This is a genomic window from Massilia eburnea (genome assembly GCF_009720745.1).
GTDB classification, from domain to species: domain Bacteria; phylum Pseudomonadota; class Gammaproteobacteria; order Burkholderiales; family Burkholderiaceae_D; genus Rugamonas; species Rugamonas eburnea.
Genome location: NZ_WNKX01000007.1, coordinates 221,901 through 246,330 on the forward strand (window position 1 = coordinate 221,901; position 24,430 = coordinate 246,330).

21 protein-coding genes are annotated in these 24,430 nt (G+C 63.1%); 13 read left to right on the forward strand and 8 right to left on the reverse strand.

Translation table 11 applies throughout. From position 1 onward, the window contains the following. Window positions 1-15: 15 nt before the first annotated feature. Window positions 16-2,907, reverse strand: coding sequence for a M16 family metallopeptidase (locus GM658_RS11915; RefSeq protein WP_155454255.1), 2,892 nt, complete (start codon window positions 2,905-2,907; stop codon window positions 16-18). 49 nt (window positions 2,908-2,956) lie between these two features. Between GM658_RS11915 and GM658_RS11920 the strand changes: the two genes are divergently transcribed. The 3 genes from GM658_RS11920 to GM658_RS11930 are packed head-to-tail and all read left to right on the forward strand — an operon-like array spanning window position 2,957 to window position 5,341. Next, window positions 2,957-3,727: an ABC transporter permease gene (locus tag GM658_RS11920; RefSeq protein ID WP_229416868.1), complete on the forward strand. Its 771-nt coding sequence runs from the start codon at window positions 2,957-2,959 to the stop codon at window positions 3,725-3,727. 4 nt (window positions 3,728-3,731) lie between these two features. After that, window positions 3,732-4,691 carry an MlaD family protein gene (locus tag GM658_RS11925; RefSeq protein ID WP_155454257.1) on the forward strand — a complete coding sequence of 320 codons (960 nt, stop codon included), beginning with the start codon at window positions 3,732-3,734 and terminating at the stop codon, window positions 4,689-4,691. Further along, a complete protein-coding gene (locus GM658_RS11930) occupies window positions 4,688-5,341 on the forward strand; it encodes a hypothetical protein (protein WP_155454258.1) in 654 nt (217 codons plus the stop codon). The genes GM658_RS11925 and GM658_RS11930 overlap by 4 nt, the downstream gene beginning before the upstream one ends. Before the next feature lie 132 nt (window positions 5,342-5,473). On the opposite strand, the gene GM658_RS11935 is transcribed toward GM658_RS11930, so the two are convergent. Further along, window positions 5,474-6,733, reverse strand: a complete 1,260-nt coding sequence (locus GM658_RS11935) for a DEAD/DEAH box helicase (RefSeq protein ID WP_155454259.1) — start codon at window positions 6,731-6,733, stop codon at window positions 5,474-5,476. A gap of 93 nt (window positions 6,734-6,826) precedes the next feature. On the opposite strand from GM658_RS11935, the gene GM658_RS11940 reads away from it, so the two are divergent. Beyond that, entirely contained in the window at window positions 6,827-7,789 is a 963-nt protein-coding gene (locus GM658_RS11940) for a dipeptidase (RefSeq protein WP_155454260.1), read from the forward strand. 10 nt (window positions 7,790-7,799) lie between these two features. Here GM658_RS11940 and GM658_RS11945 read toward each other — a convergent pair whose 3' ends face one another. Genes GM658_RS11945 through GM658_RS11955 form a run of 3 tightly spaced genes read right to left on the reverse strand, consistent with a single transcriptional unit; the run spans window position 7,800 to window position 9,700 of the window. Continuing rightward, window positions 7,800-8,885, reverse strand: coding sequence for a hypothetical protein (locus tag GM658_RS11945; protein WP_155454261.1), 1,086 nt, complete (start codon window positions 8,883-8,885; stop codon window positions 7,800-7,802). A gap of 16 nt (window positions 8,886-8,901) precedes the next feature. After that, window positions 8,902-9,291 carry a VOC family protein gene (locus GM658_RS11950; protein WP_155454262.1) on the reverse strand — a complete coding sequence of 130 codons (390 nt, stop codon included), beginning with the start codon at window positions 9,289-9,291 and terminating at the stop codon, window positions 8,902-8,904. Beyond that, window positions 9,254-9,700: a hypothetical protein gene (locus GM658_RS11955; RefSeq protein WP_155454263.1), complete on the reverse strand. Its 447-nt coding sequence runs from the start codon at window positions 9,698-9,700 to the stop codon at window positions 9,254-9,256. The genes GM658_RS11950 and GM658_RS11955 overlap by 38 nt, the downstream gene beginning before the upstream one ends. A 61-nt stretch (window positions 9,701-9,761) precedes the next feature. Here GM658_RS11955 and GM658_RS11960 point away from each other — a divergent pair, with 61 nt between their 5' ends. Continuing rightward, window positions 9,762-10,127, forward strand: coding sequence for a MerR family transcriptional regulator (locus tag GM658_RS11960; protein ID WP_155454264.1), 366 nt, complete (start codon window positions 9,762-9,764; stop codon window positions 10,125-10,127). Here the strand turns inward: GM658_RS11960 and GM658_RS11965 are convergent. After that, entirely contained in the window at window positions 10,124-10,612 is a 489-nt protein-coding gene (locus tag GM658_RS11965) for a VOC family protein (protein WP_155454265.1), read from the reverse strand. The two genes, GM658_RS11960 and GM658_RS11965, sit on opposite strands and share 4 nt — an antisense overlap. A 13-nt stretch (window positions 10,613-10,625) precedes the next feature. On the opposite strand from GM658_RS11965, the gene GM658_RS11970 reads away from it, so the two are divergent. Then, entirely contained in the window at window positions 10,626-11,372 is a 747-nt protein-coding gene (locus tag GM658_RS11970) for a Mut7-C RNAse domain-containing protein (protein WP_155454316.1), read from the forward strand. Between the two features lie 119 nt (window positions 11,373-11,491). On the opposite strand, the gene GM658_RS11975 is transcribed toward GM658_RS11970, so the two are convergent. Beyond that, entirely contained in the window at window positions 11,492-13,384 is a 1,893-nt protein-coding gene (locus GM658_RS11975) for a DUF4153 domain-containing protein (RefSeq protein ID WP_155454266.1), read from the reverse strand. Between the two features lie 90 nt (window positions 13,385-13,474). On the opposite strand from GM658_RS11975, the gene dapC reads away from it, so the two are divergent. The 7 genes from dapC (at window position 13,475) to GM658_RS12010 (ending at window position 21,450) form a co-directional block, all read left to right on the forward strand. Continuing rightward, complete coding sequence (gene dapC, locus GM658_RS11980; RefSeq protein WP_155454267.1) at window positions 13,475-14,692, forward strand: succinyldiaminopimelate transaminase; 1,218 nt, start codon at window positions 13,475-13,477, stop codon at window positions 14,690-14,692. A gap of 2 nt (window positions 14,693-14,694) precedes the next feature. After that, a complete protein-coding gene (dapD, locus tag GM658_RS11985; protein WP_155454268.1) occupies window positions 14,695-15,516 on the forward strand; it encodes a 2,3,4,5-tetrahydropyridine-2,6-dicarboxylate N-succinyltransferase in 822 nt (273 codons plus the stop codon). A 121-nt stretch (window positions 15,517-15,637) separates the two neighbouring features. After that, window positions 15,638-16,777 (forward strand): PilT/PilU family type 4a pilus ATPase, encoded by a 1,140-nt coding sequence (locus GM658_RS11990; protein WP_155454269.1) that lies wholly within the window; start codon window positions 15,638-15,640, stop codon window positions 16,775-16,777. 101 nt (window positions 16,778-16,878) lie between these two features. Next, window positions 16,879-18,387, forward strand: a complete 1,509-nt coding sequence (locus GM658_RS11995) for a tetratricopeptide repeat protein (protein ID WP_155454270.1) — start codon at window positions 16,879-16,881, stop codon at window positions 18,385-18,387. A 245-nt stretch (window positions 18,388-18,632) separates the two neighbouring features. Continuing rightward, a complete protein-coding gene (locus tag GM658_RS12000) occupies window positions 18,633-19,382 on the forward strand; it encodes a PEP-CTERM sorting domain-containing protein (protein ID WP_155454271.1) in 750 nt (249 codons plus the stop codon). Between the two features lie 42 nt (window positions 19,383-19,424). Continuing rightward, entirely contained in the window at window positions 19,425-20,969 is a 1,545-nt protein-coding gene (locus tag GM658_RS12005) for a helicase HerA-like C-terminal domain-containing protein (RefSeq protein WP_155454272.1), read from the forward strand. Window positions 20,970-21,015: 46 nt separating this feature from the next. Next, window positions 21,016-21,450: an acyl-CoA thioesterase gene (locus GM658_RS12010; RefSeq protein WP_155454273.1), complete on the forward strand. Its 435-nt coding sequence runs from the start codon at window positions 21,016-21,018 to the stop codon at window positions 21,448-21,450. Window positions 21,451-21,540: 90 nt separating this feature from the next. Here GM658_RS12010 and GM658_RS12015 read toward each other — a convergent pair whose 3' ends face one another. After that, a complete protein-coding gene (locus GM658_RS12015) occupies window positions 21,541-24,387 on the reverse strand; it encodes a TonB-dependent receptor (protein WP_170298780.1) in 2,847 nt (948 codons plus the stop codon). Window positions 24,388-24,430 lie beyond the last annotated feature (43 nt).

Genomic DNA, 24,430 nt, shown 5'->3' on the forward strand with positions numbered 1-24,430 from the left:
TACAACAACTCAAAATCAGGAACCAGCCGGGAGTTTACCAGCTTCGGCGGCCGCCTCCGGCTTTGCCACCGGGCTGGCCTCGGGCTTGGCATCGGACTTCTCTTCGGCCGGATGCAGCACCACCTGCACATAATTATTGAAATCGAAATAGCGCTTGGCCGCAGCCTGCACGTCGGCCGCCGTCAGGCTGGCGATCATCTCGTTCTGGCGCAGCAGCAGTTTCGGGTCGGTCTTGTTGACTACCGACAGCTGCAGGTTGCCCGCCCACCAGCCGTTTTCGCGCAGCGCCTTGCGGTAATTGGCCGTCCAGTTCTCCTTCACCTTGGCCAGGTCGGCTTCTTCCGGCCCCTTTTCCTGCAGCTTGCGCACTTCGGCAAATGTCGCCTCGATCGCCTTGTCCACGTTTTCCGGCGCAGTCGGCAAGCCGATATTGATCGAGTAATTGCCGTAAGGGTAGCGGCCCATGCCGCCGGTGATGCTGGCGGTGTAGACCAGGCCGCGCTGCTCGCGCAAGGCTTCGGTAGCCTTGATCTGCATGATCTCGATCAGGGCGCGCAGGCGCATCTGCTCCACCTCGTCAACCTTGGCGTCGCCCGTGAAGGCAATGTCCACCTGGCTCTTCGCTTCACGGCCGCGGCGCACTTCTTTCTTCACCACGCCGCGCACAGGGCGCACATTGCGATCCTTGTACGCTGTCGGGATCTTCGTCGCCGGCATGCCGCCGATATAGGTTGCGATCAGGGGCTTGATCTTGGCCAGCTCGAAGCTGCCGACGAAGACGAAGGTCATGCCGTAGGCGCTGGACAAGCGCTCCTTGTGCATTTCCATGACACGGTCAAGACGGATGCCATCCAGTTCTTCCGGACGCGGCGTCAAGGGCACCCGTGGATGGTTGCCGTACAAGGTCGTGCGCATGGTATCGACCAGCACCGCATCCGGGCGCGCCAGCGCATTGCGCGCCTGCTCCTGCTGTTTGTCGATGAAGACGTCGAACAGCGCCTGATCACGGCGCGGCTGCGTCATTTGCAGGTAAGCCAGCTGCAGCATGGTTTCCACGTCGGCGCTGCTGGAACCGCCGCCGAAGCCCTCCGTCACATTGCCGATGGCGTAGGCCGAACGCACGCTGCGGCCGGCCAGGATCTTCTGCAAGTCCAGCGGCGCGTAATCCTTCACGCCCATGCTGGCCAGGATGGCGCTGGCATAGCGTGCATTGACAATATCGCCCTCGTCCGCCATGGACTGGCCGCCAAAGCGGGTCGAATTCATCAGCACCTGGTCGTTCTTGAAATCGGTCGGCTTGAGCAGGACTTTCACCCCGTTCGACAGCAACAGCTCGGTAACGCCCAGCGCCTTGTCCTCGGACTCCTTGACGATGCGCCCAGGCTTGGGCGGATGCGCCAGCAGGCTGGCGGCCAGTGCCTTTTCCTCATGCGCCGCCATGGTGGCTTTTTCCGCCTCATCCACGGTGGCCAGCATCTGCTTCCCATCCGGCACCACGGTGCCCGATTTGTCGTTGCCCATGAAGATGATCAGCTTCTTCTGCCCGACCGGGATGGCGCTGCGCACCTGGGCGTTGACTTCTTCCAGCGTCACGCCCGGCAGCAAATCCTTGTGGTAGTTGTATTCGTTTTCGATGCCCGGCATCGATTCGCCATCAAGGAAGTGGCGCGTATATTCGGCCACATGAACCGCCGATTCGGTCTTGTCACGCTCGTTGTACAAAGTCTCGACATAGCGCGCCATGCTGCGCTTGGTGCGCTCCAGTTCCGCTGCGCTGAAGCCCAGCTGGCGCGCCCGTTCGCCCTCCTCCACCACGGCGCGGATGGCAGGCAGCGCGCCGGCCTTGCCGACCACGGCGCTGGAAACGAAAGAGCGGTAGCCGTGCACCGCCTTGGCCATGCTGCTATAGCCCTGCAGGAAAGGCGGATTGCTTTGCTGCGACAGTTCGGCGATACGCTGGCTCAGCATCGCGGCCGACAACTGCTCCACGATCTCCTTGCGGTACTCGCCGACCGTCTTCGATTCAGTGCGCTGCATGAACGGGTAACGGATCGTCACCAGGTTCGAAGGCGATTCGCGGTCGGTTACCACAATGGCTTCCGACGCCTTGCGTTCCGGGATCTCCGCGTAGTTGCGCGGGCGCGGATTGGCAGGGTTCACCAGGCGCGAGAAATGGCTGATCACCAGGCGCTCGGCCTCCTGCGGATCGACGTCGCCCACCACCATCACGGCCATCAGGTCGGGACGGTACCAATCCTTGTAGAAGCGGCGGATCACTTCCGGCTTGAAGGTCTTGAGGATTTCCTCCTTGCCGATCGGCAGGCGGTGCGCGTACAGGGAACCGTTGAAAATCTTCGGCAACAGCACCTTGTTCATGCGGTCGGTCGCGCCCTTGCCAAGGCGCAGTTCTTCCAGCACGATGCCGCGCTCACTATCGATGTCGGCGTCGTTGAAGGTCACACCCTGGGCCCAGTCTTCCAGCACCAGCAAGCCTTTGTCCAGGTTCTCCTTCCTGTCGACCGGGATCGGCAGCATGTACACCGTTTCGTCGAAGCTGGTGTAGGCATTCAGGTCGGCGCCGAACTTCACGCCCACCGACTGCAGCCAGGACACCAGTTCATGGCGTTTGAAGTGGGTCGACCCATTGAAGGCCATGTGCTCGGTGAAGTGGGCCAGGCCAAGCTGGTCCTCGTCCTCCAATACCGAACCGGCGCGCACCACCAGGCGCAATTCCACGCGCTTTTCCGGGCGCTGGTTCTGGCGGATGTAGTAAGTGAGGCCATTGGGCAGTTTCCCCACTTTGACCAGGGGATCAAGCGGCAGCTGGGAGGCCAGTTCTGGCGCGGCGGAAGCCACGAATGCGCAGCATGCCAGCGCGGCGGACAGGAAGAATTTTAGTAGTTTCATAACATAGTACGATACACCATAGCTTATTCTTAATGCTAGTATGCCAACCATGAACGCCCACCGCTCCGCAATTGCATGGCTAAACAGCTGGTGGCAGCTGCTGCAGTTCGCCGCCCTGCTGCTCACGCGCGCCCTGGCCCCATCCAGCTATCGGCGTGACAACCGGCGCATGCTGTCCGAACAGATCGTGATCGCCACCACCGTCAACCTGGTCTGGTTTTCCGTGCTGTGCGCCCTGATCAGCCTTATCATCATCCGCATCGTCGTGGTCACCTCGGCCAGCTACGGCCTGTCGCGCTATGCGCTGGAAATGGTGGTGCGGGTGCTGGTGCTGGAACTGGTGCCGCTGACGGCCGCGCTGTTCGTGGCGCTGCGCACCACGCTGCCGGCCGGCGTCGAATTCGCGCAGCAAAGGATAGCAGGGAACGCCCCGGACGCGCGCGCCGCTTTGCGCACCCAGTTCTATCCGCGCGCCGCGGCCGGCGTGTTTGCGGTGTGGATGCTGGCTGCGGTCAGCTGCCTGCTCACCCTGGTGCTGGCCTATCTTGTGATGTATGGCTTCACGCCGTGGGCGCTACCCGGCTACACCCGCGTGGTGGGACAGATCTTCAATCCGGCCGTGTGCCTGATCCTGGCGTTGAAAGTGGTGTTTTTCAGCCTGGCGGTGGCGGTGATCCCGCTCGCCTCCTCTTACTACAGCAGCGCCACCAGCCCGCTGCTGCGGCGTATCGGCGCGGCCCACGGGCTGGCCGATATGGTGCGCATGTTTTCCGTGATCCTGGTGGTGGAAGCAGCTTCCCTGATGGGCAATTATTACTGACGATATGAGCGACACGATTACCCCTCCCGAACCGGCGCCGGTTCACAACGCCGAAGCCAAGGCAATCGCCTTGCTGATTCTGCTGGCGGCACTGATTTTGGGCGCCGTCCTGTACCTGATGTACGCGCGCGGAGCCTTCGAAGCCACGCAGCGCCTGGTGCTCACCGCCGACGATTCGGAAGGCGTAGCGGTCGGCATGGACGTGACGTTTGCCGGCTTCCCGATCGGACGGGTGCAGCGCATCGAACTGTCGCAGGAAGGCAAAGCGCGCATCCTGGTCGACGTACCGAGCAAAGATGCACACTGGCTGCGCACCAGCAGCGTCTTCACGCTGGAAAAAGGCCTGGTGGGAGGCGCCAAGTTGCGCGCCTTCACCGGCATCCCGTCCGACCCGCCGCTGGCGCCGGATTCCGAGCGCGCGCTGCTGGTAGGCGATACCGCCGCCGAAATCCCGCGTCTCCTGCAGTCGGCGAAAGACTTGCTGAACAATCTGGCAGCGCTGACGGCCGACGACTCCGCCCTCGGCGCCAGCTTGCGCAATGTACAGGGCGTGACCGAAAAACTGAATGGCCCCGGCGGCGCCCTGGGCGTACTGGCCGGCGAAGACCAGAAGGCGCGCGAGCTGCTGCGCAATGCCAACTCGCTGGTGCTCAAGGCCGACAGCCTGGTAGGCAATGCTGACAAGCGCGTGTTCGGCGAAAAAGGCCTGGCCAACGACAGCCAGGCCGCGGTCCTGCAGCTGAATGCCCTGCTTTCCGACGCGAGAAACACGCTCAAGAAACTCGATTCCGTCCTGGTCGAAGCACAAGCCGTCGGCGCCAACACGCGCGCCGCCACCGAAGACCTGGGCGCGCTGCGGGCGGAGGTGGACGCCAACTTGCGCAAAGTCGAACAGATGATCAATGAATTGAACCGCAAATGGCCGTTCAAAGGCAGCAGCCAGGCGGAGATCAAGCTCCCATGAAGACAATCGCAATCGCACTCGCCGCATCCCTGCTCACCGCCTGCAGCAGTGGCCCGCGCGTACCGGACTGGCAGATCAACGCAGCCAGCGCCACCGAGCGCGCCAGCAGCGCCTACCTGGAAGGCAAGACCGCCATCGCCGAACGCGAATTCGCGTTGGCGCGCAACCAGGTCGGCAGCACCGCCCAGCCCGAATACGCGATCCGCGTCGAATTGCTGCGCTGCGCGGTGCAGGTGGCGGCGCTGGAATTCGAAGACTGCGCCGGCTTCACAGCCCTGGCCCCCGATGCCAGTGCAGCCGACCAGGCCTATGCGCGCTACCTGGCCGGCAAGGCAACGGCCGCCGACGCCGCCCAGTTGCCAGAAGCGCAGCGCGCCGTAGCCGCCGCCGGCAGCGACACCGCCGCAGCGGCCGCCGCAGCCGCCATCAGCGACCCGCTATCGCGCCTGGTCGCCGCCGGCGCCCTGCTGCGCGCCAACCGCGCCACACCGGAAGTGGTGGCGATGGCCATCAACACCGCCTCCTCGCAAGGCTGGCGGCGTGGCGTACTGGCCTGGCTGAATGTCCAACTCAAACGCGCCGAACAAGCCGGCGACGAAGCCGAAGCCGCCCGCCTGCGCCGCCGCATCAAGCTCGCCAGCACCCCATAGCGAAAGCCCCACTGCCCAGCCCGTGTCCCACCCTGGGGTCACACCCGAAATGGGACACGAGCTCGAGCATCATATGGCTGAACTCGTGTCCCGAAACGGGTGTGACCCCAAGGTGGGACACGGGCTGGGCTGTTAATTGGCGGGGGATTTGGCGGCGGCTTCGCGCAGCTTGTCTTTTTTGCTCTTGCGCTTGCCTTTGATGCCGCCGGTGCCGTCGTTGGCGCCGGGTGGGAGCGACTTGGCCTCTGCCGTTGGTTCGAAGCCGGGCAGGCGTTCGCGCGGCACGCGTACGTTCTGGCGCTTTTCGATCAGGCGGAAGTGCTGTTCGGCGTCCGGCGCGATGAAGCTGACTGCCAGGCCGGAGGCGCCGGCGCGGCCGGTGCGGCCAATGCGGTGGGTGTAGTCGGCCGGGGAACGCGGCAGATCGTAATTGACCACCACGGGCAGTTGCGCGATGTCGATGCCGCGCGCGGCGACGTCGGTGGCGACCAGCACTTTCAGTTTGCCTTCGCGGAAGTCGTTCAGTACCGAGGTGCGTGCGCCCTGGCTGAAGTCGCCGTGGAACGCTTCGGCCTCTACGCCACCGCGACGCAGCTTGTCGGCCACGTGCTCGGAGGCGTATTTGGTGGCGACAAACACCAGCACCTGGCGCCATTTCTCTTCCTTGATCAGGATGCGCAGCAGCGATGTGCGCTGCGCCTGGTCCACTTCAATGGCGCGCTGGGTGATGTCCGGCGTGTGTTCTTCCACATCCTGCGTGGCCACGCGCACCGGTTCGTGCAGCAGCTTGCCGGCCAGGGCCTGCACCGCGGGCGGGAAGGTGGCGGAGAAGAACAGGTTCTGGCGCCGCGCCGGCAGCAGCGCCATGATGCGTGCGATTTCGTCGGCGAAGCCCATGTCCAGCAGCTTGTCCGCTTCGTCCAGCACCAGCACGGAGGCGCCATCGAGCTTCAGCGCGTTGTGGTCGACCAGGTCAAGCAGGCGGCCAGGCGTGGCGACCATGATGTCGGCGCCGCCGCGCAGCGCCATCATCTGCGGATTGATCGATACGCCGCCGAAGGCGACCGATACCTTGACCGGCACCGGCAGGTGCGAGGCCAGGCCGCGCAGCGTCTCGCCCACTTGCGCCGCCAGTTCACGCGTCGGCGCCAGCACCAGTGCATACAGCTTGCGTGTTCCGCTCGCGGGCCGGCCGGCGGCCAGCAAGGCGTTCAGCAGCGGCAGCGCGAATGCGGCGGTCTTGCCGGATCCGGTCTGCGCCTGCCCCAGCACGTCGGCGCCGCGCAAGGCGGGCGGAATAGCTGCGGTCTGGATGGCGGTGGGCGTGCTGTAGCCGGTCTCGGTGATGGCGTTGAGCAGTGCGGGCGCGAGGCCCAGGCTGGAAAATGTCATGGTGTGCTTCGATTGGATAAGCCGGCAGTATACCTTGCGCCGGATTTCATGCGACTATACGGTTGCTATCAATCTACCAACAGCACTTGAAGAATGATCAATTGGGACGCCCACTTCTGCCTGCCCCAGCATCCACAGGCAGATTTCTCACCCCTTAGCCAGCTGCATGCCGCTGGCGTGAATTACGTGTCGATCAATGTGGGCATGGACATGAATCCGGTGTCGCAGGTGATGTCCGTGATCGCCGGCTACCGCGCCACCATCGCCGCCAACCCGGAGCGCTTCCGCCTTGTGTCCGGCGTCGATGAAGTGATCCAGGCCGCTGCCGATGGCGTGCTGGCCGTCGGCTTCGACCTGGAAGGCGCGATGCCGCTGATGGACCAGCCGGAAATGGCTGCCGTCTACGCCCGCCTGGGCGTGCGCCAGATGCATTTCGCCTACAACCGCAACAACAGCGTTGCCGATGGCTGCCATGACACTGCGCGCGGCCTGACGCCACTGGGCCATAAAGTACTGCAGGCGGTGAACGACGCCGGCATCATCGTCGATTGTTCCCACACCGGGCGCTTGTGCAGCCTGGAGATCATGGCGGCGTCCAGCAAGCCGGTGGTGTTCAGCCACGCCAACCCTTTCGGGCTGCTGCCGCATGGCCGCAACGTGACCGATGAGCAGATCCAGGCCTGCGCTGCAACCGGCGGCGTGGTGTGCATTTCGGGTTTGTCCTGGTTTGTGGGCAGCGAGCAGCCAACCGCCGCCGATGTGGCGCGCAATGTCGCCTACGTTGCCGACCTGGTGGGGACGGCGCATGTCGGCATTGGCCTGGATATCTGTGTCAGCCAGAAGGACCTGGACGATACGCCTCCCGGCGACTTCGACCCGGCACGCTGGTGGCCCGAGTCGGCCGGCTACCGCGCCGGCCGTCCGCCCGCCTACGTTCCCCCTGCGGCCTGGAAATCGCTGCCGCTGGAATTGCGCAAGCTGGGCATGGCGCCCAATGAAATCGAGCAGGTCCTGGGCCGCAATATGCTGCGCGTGGCGCGCGCCACCTGGCTGTAAGACCAGCCGCTCAGGGCTTGACTGCTTCGCGCTGCAAAGCCGCCACTTGGCGCAGCCCTTCTTCATTCAGGAAGGGCTGCAGAGCCTTGAACGATACGACGGCGGTCACCAGGCATGGCCCTGTAGCACCTGCCTCAAATTCGATCCCACCGGACACAAGACGCGGGTCGCGCCAAGACTTGCCCGGATCCTTGCAGTCGGGATCCCCTCCGTTATTGTCGAACGGGCCAATTGCCTTTTGCAGCGCACGGCTTGTCGTGAAGACCTGCTCCGCACCGTCGTGTCCGGCTTCTTCGTGCCATGCGCCGCTGCGCGCATTGAACCAGCGCCACAAGTCGACCCTGTGGCCTGTCGTCAAATCCCATGTTTCATACCATGTGCTGCTGCCCGAAACGCCATGGCCTGCGGCCCACTCCATGTCGCGCAGCGTCAGCCACCGGTCAGAAAGCCACATCACTTCCTCGAACGATTCCGCCAGGCCGTTCATGCGTGTATCGTGATGGCGCGCCAGGCGCTGGCGCAAGCGCTCCTGCAAAGTCTGGTTCACGGCGGCGCCAATTGCGCCGTAATCCCGGAGAACAATGGCGTTGGGCACAAAGGATTCCTGGTTGCCGCGCTCCTGGATGCGTGTAGAGAGTTCCTGGTAGCCGTGGCGGCCGAATTTCTTGACCGGGCCGGCTATCAGCTTCTCCGCATCTGCCACAGGCTTGAAGAATTGCCCTGCTTCGCACAGGTTGCGATCGGTGCTCCTTGCGGCGCTGGTCCGCTTGAGCCGGATGGGGGCCTGCTTGCTGGCGTCGGGACTAGACCAGATGCCGCGCAGGCTGTCGGCGCCGGCCTGCGCCAACTGCCATTTCCCGGTTGGCTCATCCTGATATCCTGCCGTTTCCCGCCATCCGCCATCCGCCCCTTCGACCGGCTCCAGATGGATATCCTCGCGATACTTCAGGTAGTAGTAGCGCGCATCGTCGTCGAGGCACACCCGGACCGGCTGCTTGCCGATCGTTCCCTCCCAAATGCCGCGCCATGCCTCCTGTGCAGAACACGTTCCAGCCACGGCCAGCAGCACTGCCGGCGCCCACAACCCTACTCTCATAGATCTCCAAGTTGATTTACATGCCGACGTCGCCGTAAGGCCCTGCCAGCACAACGACATACCCTTCCGGATCGCGCAGCCACAGCTCGCGATGCTGGGCATTACTGTTCTCCTTCGGTCCTTCCAGCACGGTGGCGCCGGCCGCAGTCGCGCGGTCCACTGCATCGTCGAAATCATCGGTCCAGAACCACAACAGCGCGCCGTTGCCGTATGGGCGCTGCTCTGGATTGCCAATATGGGGATGGTGGTGGGCGTCCCAGCGGTGCAACTGCAGGACCATGCGTCCGTCGTGCAGCAATTGCTCGTATTCGTTGCCGCCATGGCCGCTCTTCAGGCCCAGGGTTTTCTGGTACCACCGGCTGCTCGCCTCAACGTTGCTGACAGCGATCAAAGGTTGCGCTTGCATATCCCCTCCCCATTCTGCTCAACGGAGGAACAGCATACCACTGCGCGACGCCCCACGCGACTTCCGGAACGATGAACAGCCACAATAACGGCGGGCCGCCATTTGCCAACGCCCAGGCAAAACAGCTGCTGAACATGAAGCGGCCGGCGCCGTCGTAAGTGGCGAACTGCGGCTGCGGGTCGCGCAGGCGCAGCCAGGACCACATCAGTACAATGCAGCCCATCATGCAGGCGAACAGCACGTGCAAGGTGCCGAAGGCGGGCAGCGGCGTCCCGCCCAGCGCCTGGTTGAGCGCGGAGAGGTTGCCGTGCGCGATGGCGAAAGTCCACGGGGTGGCGAAAGGTGCGGTGAGCACCAGGTCGTAGGCAGCGCTGGCGCGTACCAGTTTGGGGATGTTTGAAGTTTTCATGCTGCGCAGCTTAAACCTTGGAGTACACTCCAGGGTCAAGCACTTTTTTGAGGGAAGCAGCATGCAGATCGGTGAACTTGCCGAGGCGACGGGAATCAGCCGCGATACCTTGCGTTATTACGAAAAGCGCGGACTGCTGCGGGCGCGCCGCGGCAGCAACGGCTACCGCGACTATCCAGAAGAAGCCGCGGACTTGCTGCGCTATATCCGCATTGCGCAGACGCTGGGCTTTACTTTGCAGGAGATCGAGGCGGACTTGCCGCTGCTGACAGCGCCCGCCGACGACAGTGCTGCGGCCTTGCGCGCGGCGCTGCAAGCCAAGCTGACGGAAATCGACCGCCGCATCAATGGCTTGCAGGCCTTGCGTGAGGAACTGGCGCGGCGCATCACAGAGCAGATAGCGGAGTGCCCGCTGCGTCCAGCCTAGCCGTTGTAGGCTTTGCGCAGTGCCGCCAAGTCCATCTTCTTCATCCCCATCATGGCCGTCATGGCGCGGCCGGCCTTCTCGCGGTCCGGGTCACGCAGCATTTGCGTGATTTCCTGCGGGAAGATCTGCCAGCTCACGCCGTATTTGTCCTTCAGCCAGCCGCACATCTGGGCCGCCGGATCGCCGCCGTTGCCCAGTTTGTCCCAGTAGTAGTCGATTTCTTCCTGAGTGTCGCACGGCACTTGCAGCGACAGGGCTTCGTTGAACTTGAATTGCGGGCCGCCGTTCAGCGCCGTGAACGGCTGGCCGTTCAACTCGAATGCCACCGTCAGTACGCGCCCTTCCTGCTGGCCGTGCACTTCCTTGCCGGCGTCCGTGTAATAACTGGTTTCGGTGATCCGGCCATCCTTGAAAATGCCGGTGTAAAAGCGGGCAGCTTGTTCGGCCTGGTTGTCGAACCACAGGCACGGCGTAATTTTTTGCATGGTAATCTCCAGTATGGTCAGCGCCACTTTCCGTTTCTACGAAGAACTGAACGACTTCCTGCCGCGCGCGCGGCGCAAGGTGGAGTTCACGGTGCCGTGCGCGCAAGCGGCCACCACCAAGCACATGATCGAAGCGCTCGGCGTGCCGCACACCGAAGTTGAAGTCATCCTGGTCAACGGTGAATCGTCCGGCTTCGAGCGCCTGCTGTGCGATGGGGACCGCGTGGCAGTCTATCCCAAATTCGAGACCTTCGACGTACGCCCGCTGTTGCGCGTGCGCGCCGAACCGTTGCGCACCGTGCGCTTTGTGGCGGACGCCCACCTGGGCGGCCTGGCGCGGCTGCTGCGCATGGCGGGCTTCGACACGCTGTACGACAACCGCATCGACGATCCCACCGTGGCGGCGCTGTCGGTGGACGAAGGGCGCGTCGCGCTCACCCGCGACCGCGAGCTGCTGAAGCGGCGCGGCATCACGCACGGCTGCTATGTGCGGGCGCTGAAACCTGCGCAGCAGTTTGCGGAGGTCTTCCAGCGGCTGGACCTTGCCTCCAGTGCGCGTCCGTTCACGTTATGCCTGGCTTGCAATGCGCCGCTGCGGCCTGTCGCCAAATCCGAAGTGGCGGATCAACTCCCGCCGTCGGTGCGCGCCTCACAGGACGAATTCCTCACCTGCGACTGCTGCCATGGCGTGTTCTGGCGCGGCTCGCACTGGCGCCGCATGAAAGCCTTGCTGGAGAGCCAAGGCGTCACGATTAGTTGACGTACTGCTGCAGCGCTGCGGCCGGCGACACGGTCGACAATCCCGCTGATGCGCGCTGCTACCGCGCGGCGGTGAGCTCGATTGGCGGGCGCGACCTGCAATGCCGGTGATGAAGGCCGCTAACGCACGACGGCCGGCGTGGCGGTTGGCGCCGCATCTGGCGCAACGGCGGGCGACACTGCCGGTGAGCCCGTGGCGCCAGCCGTTTGCGTGCAATCGGGTGCAGCGGCATCGGCGGGCGTCAGCGCAAGGCGCTGGCCGCCGACGTCGATGTCGCGCAGGCGCTGCGGAGCGAGAGCGAATTCGCCTGCACGCAAGCGATCCAGCACGGCGGTGCAGCCGGCCAGTTGCAAGGGCGGCCGCGCGATCACCCTCCAGCCGCCGTCGCCCTCTTCCAGCAGAGCCGAGCCATCGCCGCGCGTCGCGCCCACCAGCAGAACCTCTTGCTGTCCGTCGCCGTCCGCATCGAGCACGATGGCGTCGCATTTGCTGCCGGCGCGGCGCAGGCAGCCCGGCGCCAGGGCCGGCAAGCGCGCGGCCGCCCAGTCCTGCTGCAGGAAGCTCGCCGGCAATTCCGCGCCCCGTGGCCACACACTTAGATTGGCCGCGATATCGGCGGCCGACGCAGCGCTTACAGTTCCCGGATCTTCGTAGCGCTGGCGCAAAGCGCTGGCGGCCCGCGAGCGTACCAAGGCGGCCTGCTGGCCGGCGCCGTTTGCCGCCAGCGCCTGCAAGGCATCCAGGCCGTAGCGCGCCCCATGGAAGCGCAAGAATGCGTAATCGAATTGGTCCGCCGGCGTCATGCCACGCCCAAGGCGCGCCACCTGGTCGGAAACGGCGATGCGCGCCGGGTCGGCGATCGGCGTGAACAGGGCAAACGACACCGCCAAGGTGAGGAAAGCCGCCGCCAGGTTCACCTGCCGCAAGCCATCCAACCAGGGCCCTGCGCGCCGGGAGGCAGCCAGCGCATAGCCGCCTGCATAGACCGTCCCCACCAGCAGGCAGGCCGCAGCCAGCACGCGCTCCATGGTCCAGCCATAATCGCCCACGCGCAGGCCGAGCGCATGCATCCCGAGCAGCACCAGCGGCAGCAGCAGGAAGCACGCCAGGCGCGCCGCAAACCGCACGCTGCGCGCAAGAGCGGCCGCCGCATCGCCGGCCTGGAAGGCGGCATTCACCAGCACCACCAGCACCGCACAACTGGCCAGCAGCACGGCGGTCGCATGGCGCGTCTGCCACAACGGCTGCAGGCCGGTGAACGGCAGCGCCGCCAGGAAACCGCCCACCATCAGTACGGCAATCGGCAATATCCACGCCATCAGCACCAGCAGCAAGCTGCGGATGCCGCGCACGATGGCGGGCCGCACGTCGGTCGTATGCATGGCGCTGGAAAACGCCACGCACACCAGCGGCACTGAAAACCACGATTTCAGCAGCAGCTCCCCGAGGAAATGCAGCTTCAACATGTCGAACAGGGCGGCGCCGAGCCACATCACCAGCCAGACGCCGCCCACGAACATGGCGGAAAACAGCAGCTGGATAGCCAGCTTCCAGGCGCTCTCAAAGCACGTGGCGTAGTGCGCAATGCGGCGGCCATCGTGTGCGCCGGCCAGCACCAGGCTGTGGGCAACGAAGAAGAAACCGGCGCTGAATGGGAACAGCAACAGGGACGGACGCTTGAGCGGGGCGGGATCAAGGGCATTGCGCCAGGCGTCGTGCACGCAGACGGTGGCCAGCGCCAGCGCCGCCGCGCCCAGCCAGAGCAGCAGTTGGCGACGATCCAGGTGGCCAAGGCTGGAAATCAGCAGGGCCGGCAGCACGATTCCGCACATGACCAGCGGGATTTGCAAGGCCGGGTGGCCTGACGGCCAGGCGCCAGCCTGCTGTGCATGGTATAAAAAATACAACAGCCCACCCTGCACCAGGCCTACGGCAAGGCGCAACTGGCCAACGCGCCGGGTAACGGCGGCGTCGCGCACCGGAAGCTCCGGTTCTGGCAGCGAGGCGTCCATCCGTCGATCATAGGCCATTGTCATATTGGCAGCAACGCCACTGTTGCGCGGGTCGCTATATAATCAATAGCTCAACCAGCCGTTTTCGCCATGAATCCACATCTCGACAAGCTGCAGCCCTACCCGTTTGAAAAACTGCGCCAGCTGTTCGCCGGCAGCACCCCGAATCCCGCCTTCAAGCCGATCAGCCTTGGCATGGGCGAACCGAAACACCCTACCCCAGCCTTCATCCGCCAGGCGTTGATCGACAACCTGGACGGCCTGGCCAGCTACCCGGTGACCGCCGGCGGCGAAGCGCTGCGCGATGCCATCGCCTCCTGGCTGGAGCGCCGCTACGACCTGCCGACGCTGGACCGCGCCGCCCAGGTGCTGCCGGTGAACGGCTCGCGCGAGGCGCTGTTTGCGCTGGCGCAGACCGTGATCGCGCCCGATACCGGCGCCCTGGTGATGTGTCCCAACCCGTTCTACCAGATCTATGAAGGCGCGGCCTTCCTGGCCGGCGCCGAGCCGTATTTCGTCAATTCCGACCCGGCCCGCAATTTCGCGCCGGACTACGACAGCGTGCCGGAAGACGTCTGGCAGCGCGTGCGCCTGCTGTACATCTGCTCGCCGGGCAACCCGACTGGCGCCGTGCTGACGCTGACCGACTGGGAGCACCTGTTCGCCCTGTCCGAACGTTATAACTTCATCATCGCCGCCGACGAGTGCTATTCGGAGATTTACCACAGCGAAGAGCCGCCATTGGGCGCCATGCAGGCGGCCAACATCCTCGGCCTGACCAAGGTTGGCGAGCCATACGCCCGCCTGGTGGTGTTTTCCAGCCTGTCCAAGCGCTCCAACGTGCCGGGCATGCGCTCCGGCTTTGTGGCTGGCGACGCCCAAGTACTGAAGAAATTCCTGCTGTACCGCACCTACCACGGCAGCGCCATGGGCCCGCACGTGCAGGCCGCCTCTGTCGCCGCCTGGAACGACGAAACCCATGTCGAGGAAAACCGCGCGCAGTACCGCGCCAAGTTCGCCGCCATCACGCCCCTTATCCAGGAAGTGATGGACGTGCAAATGCCGGACGCCGGCTTCTACCTGTGGGCCGACGTGACCCGCACCGGCCTGTCCGACACCGAATTCGCCCGCCGCCTGCACGCCGAGTACAATGTCACCGTGCTGCCGGGTAGCTACCTGGCGCGCGACGCCCACGGCATCAACCCGGGCCGCAACCGCATCCGCATGGCGCTGGTTGCCGGGACCGAGGAAGGCCTGGAAGCGGCGCGCCGTATCGTCCAATTCTGTCATCAACTGAAAAGCCAGTAAAAATGAGCATCCAGCAAATTATTGAAACCGCGTGGGACAACCGCGCCGAGATCAACCCGTCCAACGCCACCGCCGAAGTGCGCGACGCCGTCAACCACGTGCTGGCTGGCCTGGACAACGGCTCGCTGCGCGTCGCCCAGAAAGAAAACGGCGCCTGGATCGTCAACCAGTGGGTCAAGAAGGCCGTGCTGCTGTCCTTCCGCCTGGAGAACAACGTGGTCATGCCTTCCGACGGCACCATGCAGTTCTACGACAAGGTTCCTACCAAGTTCGCCAACTACTCGGCCGAAGATTTCGCCAAGGGCGGCTTCCGCGTGGTGCCGCCTGCTGTAGCGCGCCGCGGTTCCTTCATCGGCAAGAACGTGGTGCTGATGCCTTCCTACGTGAACATCGGCGCCTATGTCGACGAAGGCGCCATGGTCGACACCTGGGCCACCGTGGGTTCCTGCGCGCAGATCGGCAAGAACGTGCACCTGTCGGGCGGCGTGGGCATCGGCGGCGTGCTGGAGCCGATGCAGGCCAATCCGACCATCATCGAAGACAACTGCTTCATCGGCGCGCGTTCCGAGATCGTGGAAGGCGTGATTGTGGAAGAAAACTCGGTGATTTCGATGGGTGTGTACATCGGCCAGTCGACGAAGATTTACGACCGCACCACTGGCGAGGTATTCTATGGCCGCGTACCGGCTGGCTCGGTGGTGGTTTCGGGCTCGCTGCCGTCGGCTGACGGCAAGTACAGCCTGTACTGCGCTGTAATCGTCAAGCGCGTGGATGCACAGACCCGCGCTAAAACAGGCATTAATGAACTGCTGCGCGGGGTTTAAACCCAGCAAAGCTGGGTCAGACCCCAGGGTCTGACCCGGTCAGCGCAGCTTGCAACTCGAGGGCCCGGCCCTTGGGTGTGACCCCGCCTTACCGGGTTTAAAAAAGGGAGATACCAACAATATGGCCATGGACCGCCTGTTCCAGCTGATGAAGGAAAAAAACGCCTCGGATATGTTTTTCGCCGTAGGCTCGCCGGTGCACCTGAAAATCAACGGCATCCTGATCCCCATCAACCAGCAAAAGCTCGAGCCCGAAAACCTGCGCGCCCTGCTGGCCGAAGTCTGCTCCCCCGAGCAGATGGCGGAACTGGACGACACCAATGAGCTGAACATGGGTATCTCCGTGGCCAACCTGGGCCGCTTCCGTCTGTCGGCCTTCCGCCAGCGCGGCAGCATTTCGGCCGTCTTCCGTTTCGTCCCGGCCAGCATCCCGCCGCTGGGAGAACTGGGCCTGCCGCCGGTCCTGGCCGACCTGATCATGGAAAAACGCGGCCTGGTGCTGCTGGTCGGCGCCACCGGCTCCGGCAAGTCCACCACCATCGCCTCCATGCTGGACCATCGCAACGAACTGCGCTCGGGCCACATCCTGACGCTGGAAGACCCGATCGAATACCTGTTCCGCAACAAGAAGTCGATCGTCAACCAGCGCGAAATCGGCAGCGATGCCAAGGACTTCTACACCGCCCTGCGCAACTCCATGCGCCAGGCGCCGGACTGCATCCTGATCGGCGAGATCCGCGACCGCGAAACCATGGCTTCCGCAATGGCGTACGCACAATCGGGCCACCTGGTGCTGGCAACCCTGCACGCCAATAACTCGTACAACGCGCTGAACCGCATCATTTCCTTCTACCCGATCGAGAACCGCCCTGCACTGCTGCAGGACTTGTCCTCGACCGTAAAGGCCATCGTCTCGCAGCGCCTGATCCGCTCCGCCGGCGGCGGCACCCGCACGCCAGCGGTCGAAATCATGGTCAACACCCGCTACATTTCCGACCTGATCGAAAAAGGCGAAATCGGCGCGATCAAGGAAGCGCTGGAAAAATCGCTGTCGCCCGGCTCGCAGTCCTTCGAGCAGGCGCTGTACAAGCTGGTCATGGACGGCGCCATCACCAAGGACGAAGCCTTGGCCAACGCCGACTCCGCAACCAACCTGCTGTGGCTGCTGAACCACGGCATGGAAGCACCGCCGCCAGTGGAAGAAGAAGAGCTGAAGTCGCCGACCGACGCTTCCTTCACCGAGTTCACCCTGAACTCCTGATCTGAGCGCCGACGCGCGCCGCGTGGCGTAGGTTTCGCTACGCGGCTGAAAGTCCTTTGCAATAGCAAGCGCAGCACGGGTTTCAACTCTCGAGCGGGGCTATGATGTTTCACAAGGCATTCATCACCTTCATCTGCGCAGTTCACTTCAATTCCCATGCAGCGACGAACACCGATGCGTCCGCGCTGAGCGCGCCGAAGCAAGCGCTCTACTCGGACATCGAGAAAACGCTCAATGACTGGTCGGGGGAAAACAGCAAGATCGTCATTGCCCGGGCAAAGATCGACAGTTTTATCCATTCTGATCCCGACTTTTTACCGGTCTACATTGAAAAGGCGCGCCTGACCATCCTCCTTGGATCAACTGGGGGAAATGACTATGGCAAGGCGAATCGTGAAGCGTTGAAAATTCTTGCTGAGATACAGAAGAAGGACCCCGCCTACCCCAAATCCTATGTGCTTGCCGGCCATGCCTATTTGAATCTCGGCGACTTTGAAAATGCCAGGAAATCGCTCGACTATGCAGAACGGCTAGGAACTGCCGACCCTTGGCTTCCTTACAATTGGGCAGACTTCTACCGCCGCCAAAAGCAGTACGATAAGGCGCTGTCATATGGCCGCAAGGCTCTCATCCTTTCCAAGGACAACAGCAAAGCTTTACTGGCCGCAGCCTATTTGATCGATCAGACCTCGAAACTCACAGCACAGCCAACGCAAGGAGTTGATGTAACAGAAATCGTGTTTGCGTCCTTCAAGGACCCTGAACAGCGAATGAGGATCGCTACCAGAATGACGGGCGGAGCGAGCAACAACTCTGTTTTCTTCGACCGTGCTTACGAAATCATTGAAAGGCAGGGCCAAGAAACGCCGGGGCTGGAGGCGGTGCAACTTGCCAAGGCGGAGTGGCTCTTGAAGAAGGGATATCGACGGCACGAGAATGCGATCGCGAAATACGATCCGCGATTCAGTTCCGCAGCAGAGAAAATACTGGATTCGATTCCTCCCTCGAAAACTGCGAATGGCCGAATCTTTTCGAACAAATTCGCCATAGCGCTCAGCAACGGTGACAATGGCAAAGCCGGCAAACTGCTTGTAGATGCCCGAGCCAGCGATATCCCGTCCAGCCGCATACGCGCAAGTGAGGCGATGCTGATGTGGCAGCTTAAGGGCTACCAGGCCGTTATCGATATCCTCGAAAACCTTGAAGAATCAGACAAGTCCCGCACCAACGACGAATTGCTGATGGCCGCGTACGAACGCGCTGGGCATCCTGAAATGCTGGCCGCCTATTACAAAAAGCAGCTTGACCTCGACCCCTCAAGTGCGTGGAATTGGGGGAACTACGCTGGCATCCTGTTGCACATCAACGATGTCGATGGTGCCATCAAATATGGCGAAGAGTCGCTGAAAATCATGAAATACCCCATCGCCGAGAACATCACTGCGCTTGCACACCTGATCAAGGCATCATTGCTCAAAAAATCCGGCAAGACATCGTTGGCTAACGCGCATTTCGACAGGGCCCGCTCCATTGGGCTCAGCAAGGATTTTGCCTTGGAATACTGCGGGAATTATTGCGCGGAAGTTTCAGAAATGTTGGCACGACCATAGAGCCTGTCCGCTGAGCCACCGCATGGAAGCGCCGCCGCCTGTCGAGGAAGAGGAGCTGAAGTCGCCGACCGATGCATCCTTCACCGAGTTCACTCTCAACTCGTAAGTTACCCTGTCGTAAATTTTTACAGTCGTACCGCAGCCTGATGCGCTCCAAACCGTAAGTCACTGAATACTAGAGACTTAGTTGTTTGGGCGCATTTCTTGCATTCCCTCCGCGTTAGCAATCGACGGAAGGGGCGCCCATGAAATCCTTGCTACGACTGTTTCTGATGGTCACCTTGCTGGTGAACGCAACGTTCGCCCGGGCGTCGCTCCTGTCGACCATTAACTACTTTTCCTGTGCTCCCAATTGCGCCCCCCTTACCGTCGTCAATACAATTTCCCAAAATGGCAGCGCACTCTCCTTCAGCAATAGCTACGGGGGCGCCTTTTCCCAGGCTGCCTACGGCACGCTGAAAGCAAGCGTCGACAGCTCGTTCACCGCCTCGCCCAATACCTTCAGCAGCGGTAGCTCCCTGGCGCAATTCAGCGACTGGATCATGCTGGGCGGGCTCACCGGTCCGCAAATGGTGACCTTTGTCCTGCATACGGATGGCGCGCTGGGCGGCACCGGTGAATCGACAAATGGGACGGCGGCCAGCATGTCGATCACACTGGACGTGAACGGACAGCAGGTGGCGATCGTCGCCGACTATTTCGGAGGCCTGCTGGCAAGTGCTCCGCAAGGCGGCCTGAGCGGAACATTCGCACTCGATTATGGAACGCAAATCAGCCTCGGCGCGCTGCTGCAAGTCAGCGGCAGCTTAGGCGGCTTTGCGCACTTCGGGAATACCGTGAGCCTCGAAATCTTCGCCCCCCAGGGCACGTCACTCATATCCGGCTCAGGAACGGAATACCGTTTGGCCACGATTCCCGAGCCAGGCACATGCGCGCTGCTGTTGCTGGGCCTATTCTCCTTGCTGGCAGCACGCAATCGATATCGGCGATGCTGATGGTATGATCGGAATTTCATATCAACAAGAAATTCCGCCAAGATGAGCACTGCCCTGCCGATTGCACAAACCGAAGCACAGACCCTCGACCTGCTGTCCAACCTGGTGAACCGCCACGGCTGCATCACCGGCGCCACCGGCACCGGCAAGACCGTCACATTGCAGCGCATGGCGCAGTCCCTGTCCGACATCGGCGTGCCGGTCTTCATGGCCGACATCAAGGGCGACCTGTCCGGCATGGCCAAGCCTGGCGTGCTGGGCGAGAAAATGGCCAAGCGCCTGGAAGCGCTGAAAATCGAAACGCCGCAATGGGCCGGCTGTCCCGTGACTTTCTGGGACGTCTTCGGTGAGCAAGGCCACCCGGTGCGTGCCACCGTCTCCGACCTCGGCCCCACCCTGCTGGCGCGCATGCTGAATTTGAACGACACCCAGGAAGGCGTGCTGCAACTGGTGTTCAAGATCGCCGACGATAACGGACTGCTGCTGCTCGACACCAAGGACCTGCGCGCCATGCTGCAGCATGTGGGCGACAACGCGGCCGACTACAAGACCAGCTACGGCAACGTCAGTGCGGCCAGCATCGGCGCCATCCAGCGCGGCCTGCTGACGATTGAGGAGCAAGGCGGCGCCCACTTCTTCGGCGAGCCGATGCTGAATATCGACGACCTGCTGCAAACCGATGCAGCAGGCAAAGGCGTGGTCAATATCCTCGCCGCAGACAAGCTGATGAACGCGCCCCGCATCTACGCGGTGTTCCTGCTCTGGATGCTGTCCGAGCTGTTTGAGAACCTGCCGGAAGTTGGCGACCTCGATAAGCCCAAGCTGGTGTTCTTCTTTGACGAAGCCCACCTGCTGTTCGCCGAAGCGCCGAAAGCACTGCTGCAAAAGATCGAACAAGTGGTGCGCCTGATCCGCTCCAAGGGCGTCGGCGTCTACTTCATCACCCAGAATCCGCTCGACATTCCGGAGACTGTACTCGGCCAGCTGGGCAACCGCGTGCAGCACGCCCTGCGCGCCTATACGCCGCGCGACCAGAAGGCCGTGAAATCGGCGGCAGAAACCTTCCGCCCGAACCCAGCCCTCGACGTGGCGCAGGTGATCACCGAGCTTGGCGTGGGGGAAGCGCTGGTCTCCTTCCTCGACGAGAAAGGCACACCGCAAATCGTGCAGCGCGCTTTCGTGCTGCCACCGGCATCCCAACTGGGTCCGATCACTCCAGCCGAGCGCCAGGCCGCGCGCGACAACTCCATCGTGGCAGGCGTGTACGAAAAAGCGGTCGACCGCGAATCGGCCTACGAAAAGCTGACCGGCCGCGTGGCCAATGCAGGCAAGGCGCCCGCCGACGCCCCGGCGCCAAGCGCCCCCGCGCCTGGCCCACTCGGGCGCGCGCCAGCGCCGGCTCCTGCACCGGCGGACAGCGGCGGCTCCATCTTCGGCGACGTGCTGGGGGGAATATTCGGCAGCGGCAGCAGCAAGCGCGACAGCGCCGTGCAGGCGATGGTCAAATCCGCCGCGCGCAGCATCGGCTCACAGGTGGGCCGCGAAATCATTCGCGGTGTGCTCGGTTCCATCCTGAAAAGCCGTTGAGCATGCGCGCAGCCTTGCTGCTTTGCCCGGCCGAGGGGCCACGGCGATGACCTGGGATCGCCCCAACCCGTTCATCTTGCCGGTACGGCCGCAAGCGGCTGATATCGATGGCCTGGACCACACCAATAATGCCGTCTATGTCCGCTGGTGCCAGGATGCCGGCTGGGCGCATTCGCACGCACTCGGCCTGACACTGGCCGACTACAAGCGCCTGGATCGCGGCATGGCGATCCGGCGCAGCGAGTTCGATTACATCTTCGCGACCGATGAGGGCGAAGCGCTGTTGCTCGGCACCTGGCTCACGGCTGGCGATAGCCCGCTATCCATGCAGCGCCACTTCCAGCTGGTGCGGGAGCACGACAGCACCACTGTGCTGCGCGCTCGATGGGAGCTGGTGTGCATTGAACTTTCCACCGGCCGCCCCAAACGCCTGCCGCCAGAATTCAGCGACATCTACGTCCCCGCGTTCAGCACCCTGTAGCCAGCGACTGCGGCACGGGCTCCGCCGCCCAAAAAAGCAAGCGCCGCTTGCCATTGCTGGCAAGCGGCGCTTGTGTTCAAGCCCTACGAATCAGAACTTGTAGTTGGCGCCGATGTTGAAGAAGCGGCCAACTGCGCCCGACTGGTGCAGGGCTGGGTTGTAGAAGGTCGACGCTGCGCTGCCGTAGGTCTGGAAGTCCAGCGGCGCCTGCTTGTTGAACAGGTTCAGGATCGAACCGCTCAGGGTCCAGCGGTCGGTCAGCTTGTACGACGCGCTCAGGTCGAACGTGCTGAATGCTTTCACGCGGCAGAACTCTTGCGGTGCATTGGCAAAGGCGCCGCTGCCGAAGGCAATTGCGTCCTTACAGGTCTGTGCCGAGCCATTCGACGGGTCGGTCACGCTGTAGCCGGACACCCAGTTCAAGGTGCCGGTCACGTTCAGAGGACCATTGTCAAAGCCAAGGATCAGCTGTGCGCGATCGCGTGGGTTGCCGGTGTCGCCCGACACGCCGGAAGGACCGTGGGTGCCAGCCAGTTCGATTGCATCGCCGCCCGCAGTACCCTGCTTGTAGCTGAACATATGCGACTCGATCAGCTCCGCAGTGATCTTGCCAACGCCTGCCACATTGAAGCGGAAGCGCATGTCGATGTCCAGGCCACGGGTGGTGGTGAACAGCGCGTTCTCATACGGATATGGCGCGAACAGCATATTGCCCACTGCCGGCGTGTTGGTGCCCAGCGTGCCGTCCGGCAGTACGTAAGGCTGCGCAACCGGCGTGGCGGCGCGCACCACGAATGGCATCGCATCGTAGCCCGGATCGCTGTAGGCGCTGATGATCTGGTTGTCGACGCGGATATGGTAGTAGTCCGCCGACAGGTTGAACATCTTGTTCGGCTCGAAAATCATGCCCAGGGTGTAGGACTTGGATTTCTCAGGCTTCAGGTTCTTGCCAGGCATCTGCACGCCGCCCAGGGCCACGTTACATTGCTGCGGGTAGTTGCCAGGAACCGTGGTCTTGTCGTCGCCAGGGTTGGCGCACAGGACCGGGTCGTCGGTGCCGTTGGCGGCGAAGAAGCTGCCGGTGTTGCCGGATTCCGCCGGGTTAGGCGCACGGAAGCCCTTGGTGTAGGTACCGCGCAGGGTCAGCTCCTTGATCGGCACGTACTTGAAGCCAGCCTTTGGCGTGGTCGAATTGGCGACGCCTTGAACATGGTCATAACGCAGCGAGGCGTCCAGTTCCAGGTTCTTCAGCACCGGCGCCACCAGTTCGGCGTAGGTAGCCGCGATTTTCTGGTTGCCGATGGCCCAGGCGTTGTTGCCAGCCTGGGTACCCTGTTCCACTGCGTCCGGCGCAACTGCGTCGAGCTTGCGGTAGGTGTATTCCGCGCCCAGGCCCAATGCCAGCGCACCGCCCTGCAGGGTTGCCAGTTCGCGCGAACCGCGCAGGCTGACGAAGGACAGTTCGCTGGTGGACTTGCTGCGCATCGTCGGGGCAATGAACTGGCGCAGGGCCGGATCATTGCCGGAAGCCGCGGCGCCAACCAGGTAAGGGTGTACCGGATCGTTGAAGGCAGCCTGCAGGTTGGCCATGTTGAAGTTGCCGTCAACGTCCTGCTTGACGGTGTTCTTGCTGTAGCCGATCGAAGCGGTCAGATCCCAGTCGCCCAGGGTGCCGGTGACGTCGCCGACGAAGCGCACGGTGTCCGACTTCAGGCCGGTGCGGGTACCGCCCAGTTCAGGGAAGTTGTACTGCAGCAGCTGCGGCGCGCCGGTGGTGTTGCCCGGATAGGTGGCCGGAACGGTCAGCAGCAGCGGGCCGGCCAGCGGCGTCGCCACCGGAATCGGATAGTGCGGGCCAAACTGCAGGCCGGTCAGGCCGCCGGCAACCGCGAGGGAGTTGGCATAACGGCCCAGCTGTTCGGCATCGGAACGGAAGTAGGAACCTTTCAGGTTCAGCTTCCAGTCGCCGCCCAGCTTCTGCACGAAGGAGCCGATGACGTTGATGTTCTTGGTCTCGGGCTGCAGTTCCAGGTCGTTGTCGTGGTAGGCGCACTGCTTGGCGTCCAGCATGGCCTGGTTACAGCCTGGCAGGAAGCCGGAGATTTCGCCCGTGTTCGGGTCGACCAGGTAGCCGGTCAGGGAACCTGGCTGGCCGCCGTTGGAAGGCGTTGGCACGCCGCGCGTACGATCGCGGCCGCCCAGTGCGGTCCAATCGGTGCGGGTGAAGTCCTTGCCCAGGCGATCGGTCACCAGGATCTTGTTCTGCTTGCGGTATTCGACCGCAATGTAGGTGTTGTGGCCGTCCGCATCCAGGTCGCCCCAGCCATAGATGCCGGAGACGTGGGCCGTCTTGCCGTCGTGGTGCGAGGATTCGCCGCCTTCGGCCGTGATGCTGCCGCCGACCATGCTCTTCTTCAGGATCACGTTGACCACGCCGGCCACCGCATCGGAGCCGTACACGGAAGACGCGCCATCTTTCAGGATCTCGATGCGTTCGATCGCTTCGAACGGGATCTGGCTGATGTCGACGAAGCTGCGCTGGCCGTCATCGGACAACGCGTAAGGCGCCATGCGGTGGCCGTCGATCAGCACCAGGGTGGCGCCCACGGACAGGCCGCGCAGCGAGATGCCGCTGGCGCCGCCGGCGAAGGCGCCGCTGAATGCTTGCGACAGCGTACCCTGGCCGTTGGCCGTCACGTTGCGCAGCACTTCGGAAACGGAGGTATAGCCGGAAGCCTTCAAATCCTGTGCGGTCAGCACTTGCACAGGGCTTGGCGTCTCCTTGTCGGTACGGCGGATGTTCGAGCCGGTGATTTCCACACGCTGGATCGGTTGCGAAGCTTCCGGTCCGGAGGTGGTTTGCGCCTGGACTGCCGGCGCGAAGGCCAGGGTGCCAAGGGCCAGGTGGACTGCGAGGGGCAATACTTTGTGCTTCATTCTGATGATCTCCATGAGGATGAGGCGATCATCAGATCACTTT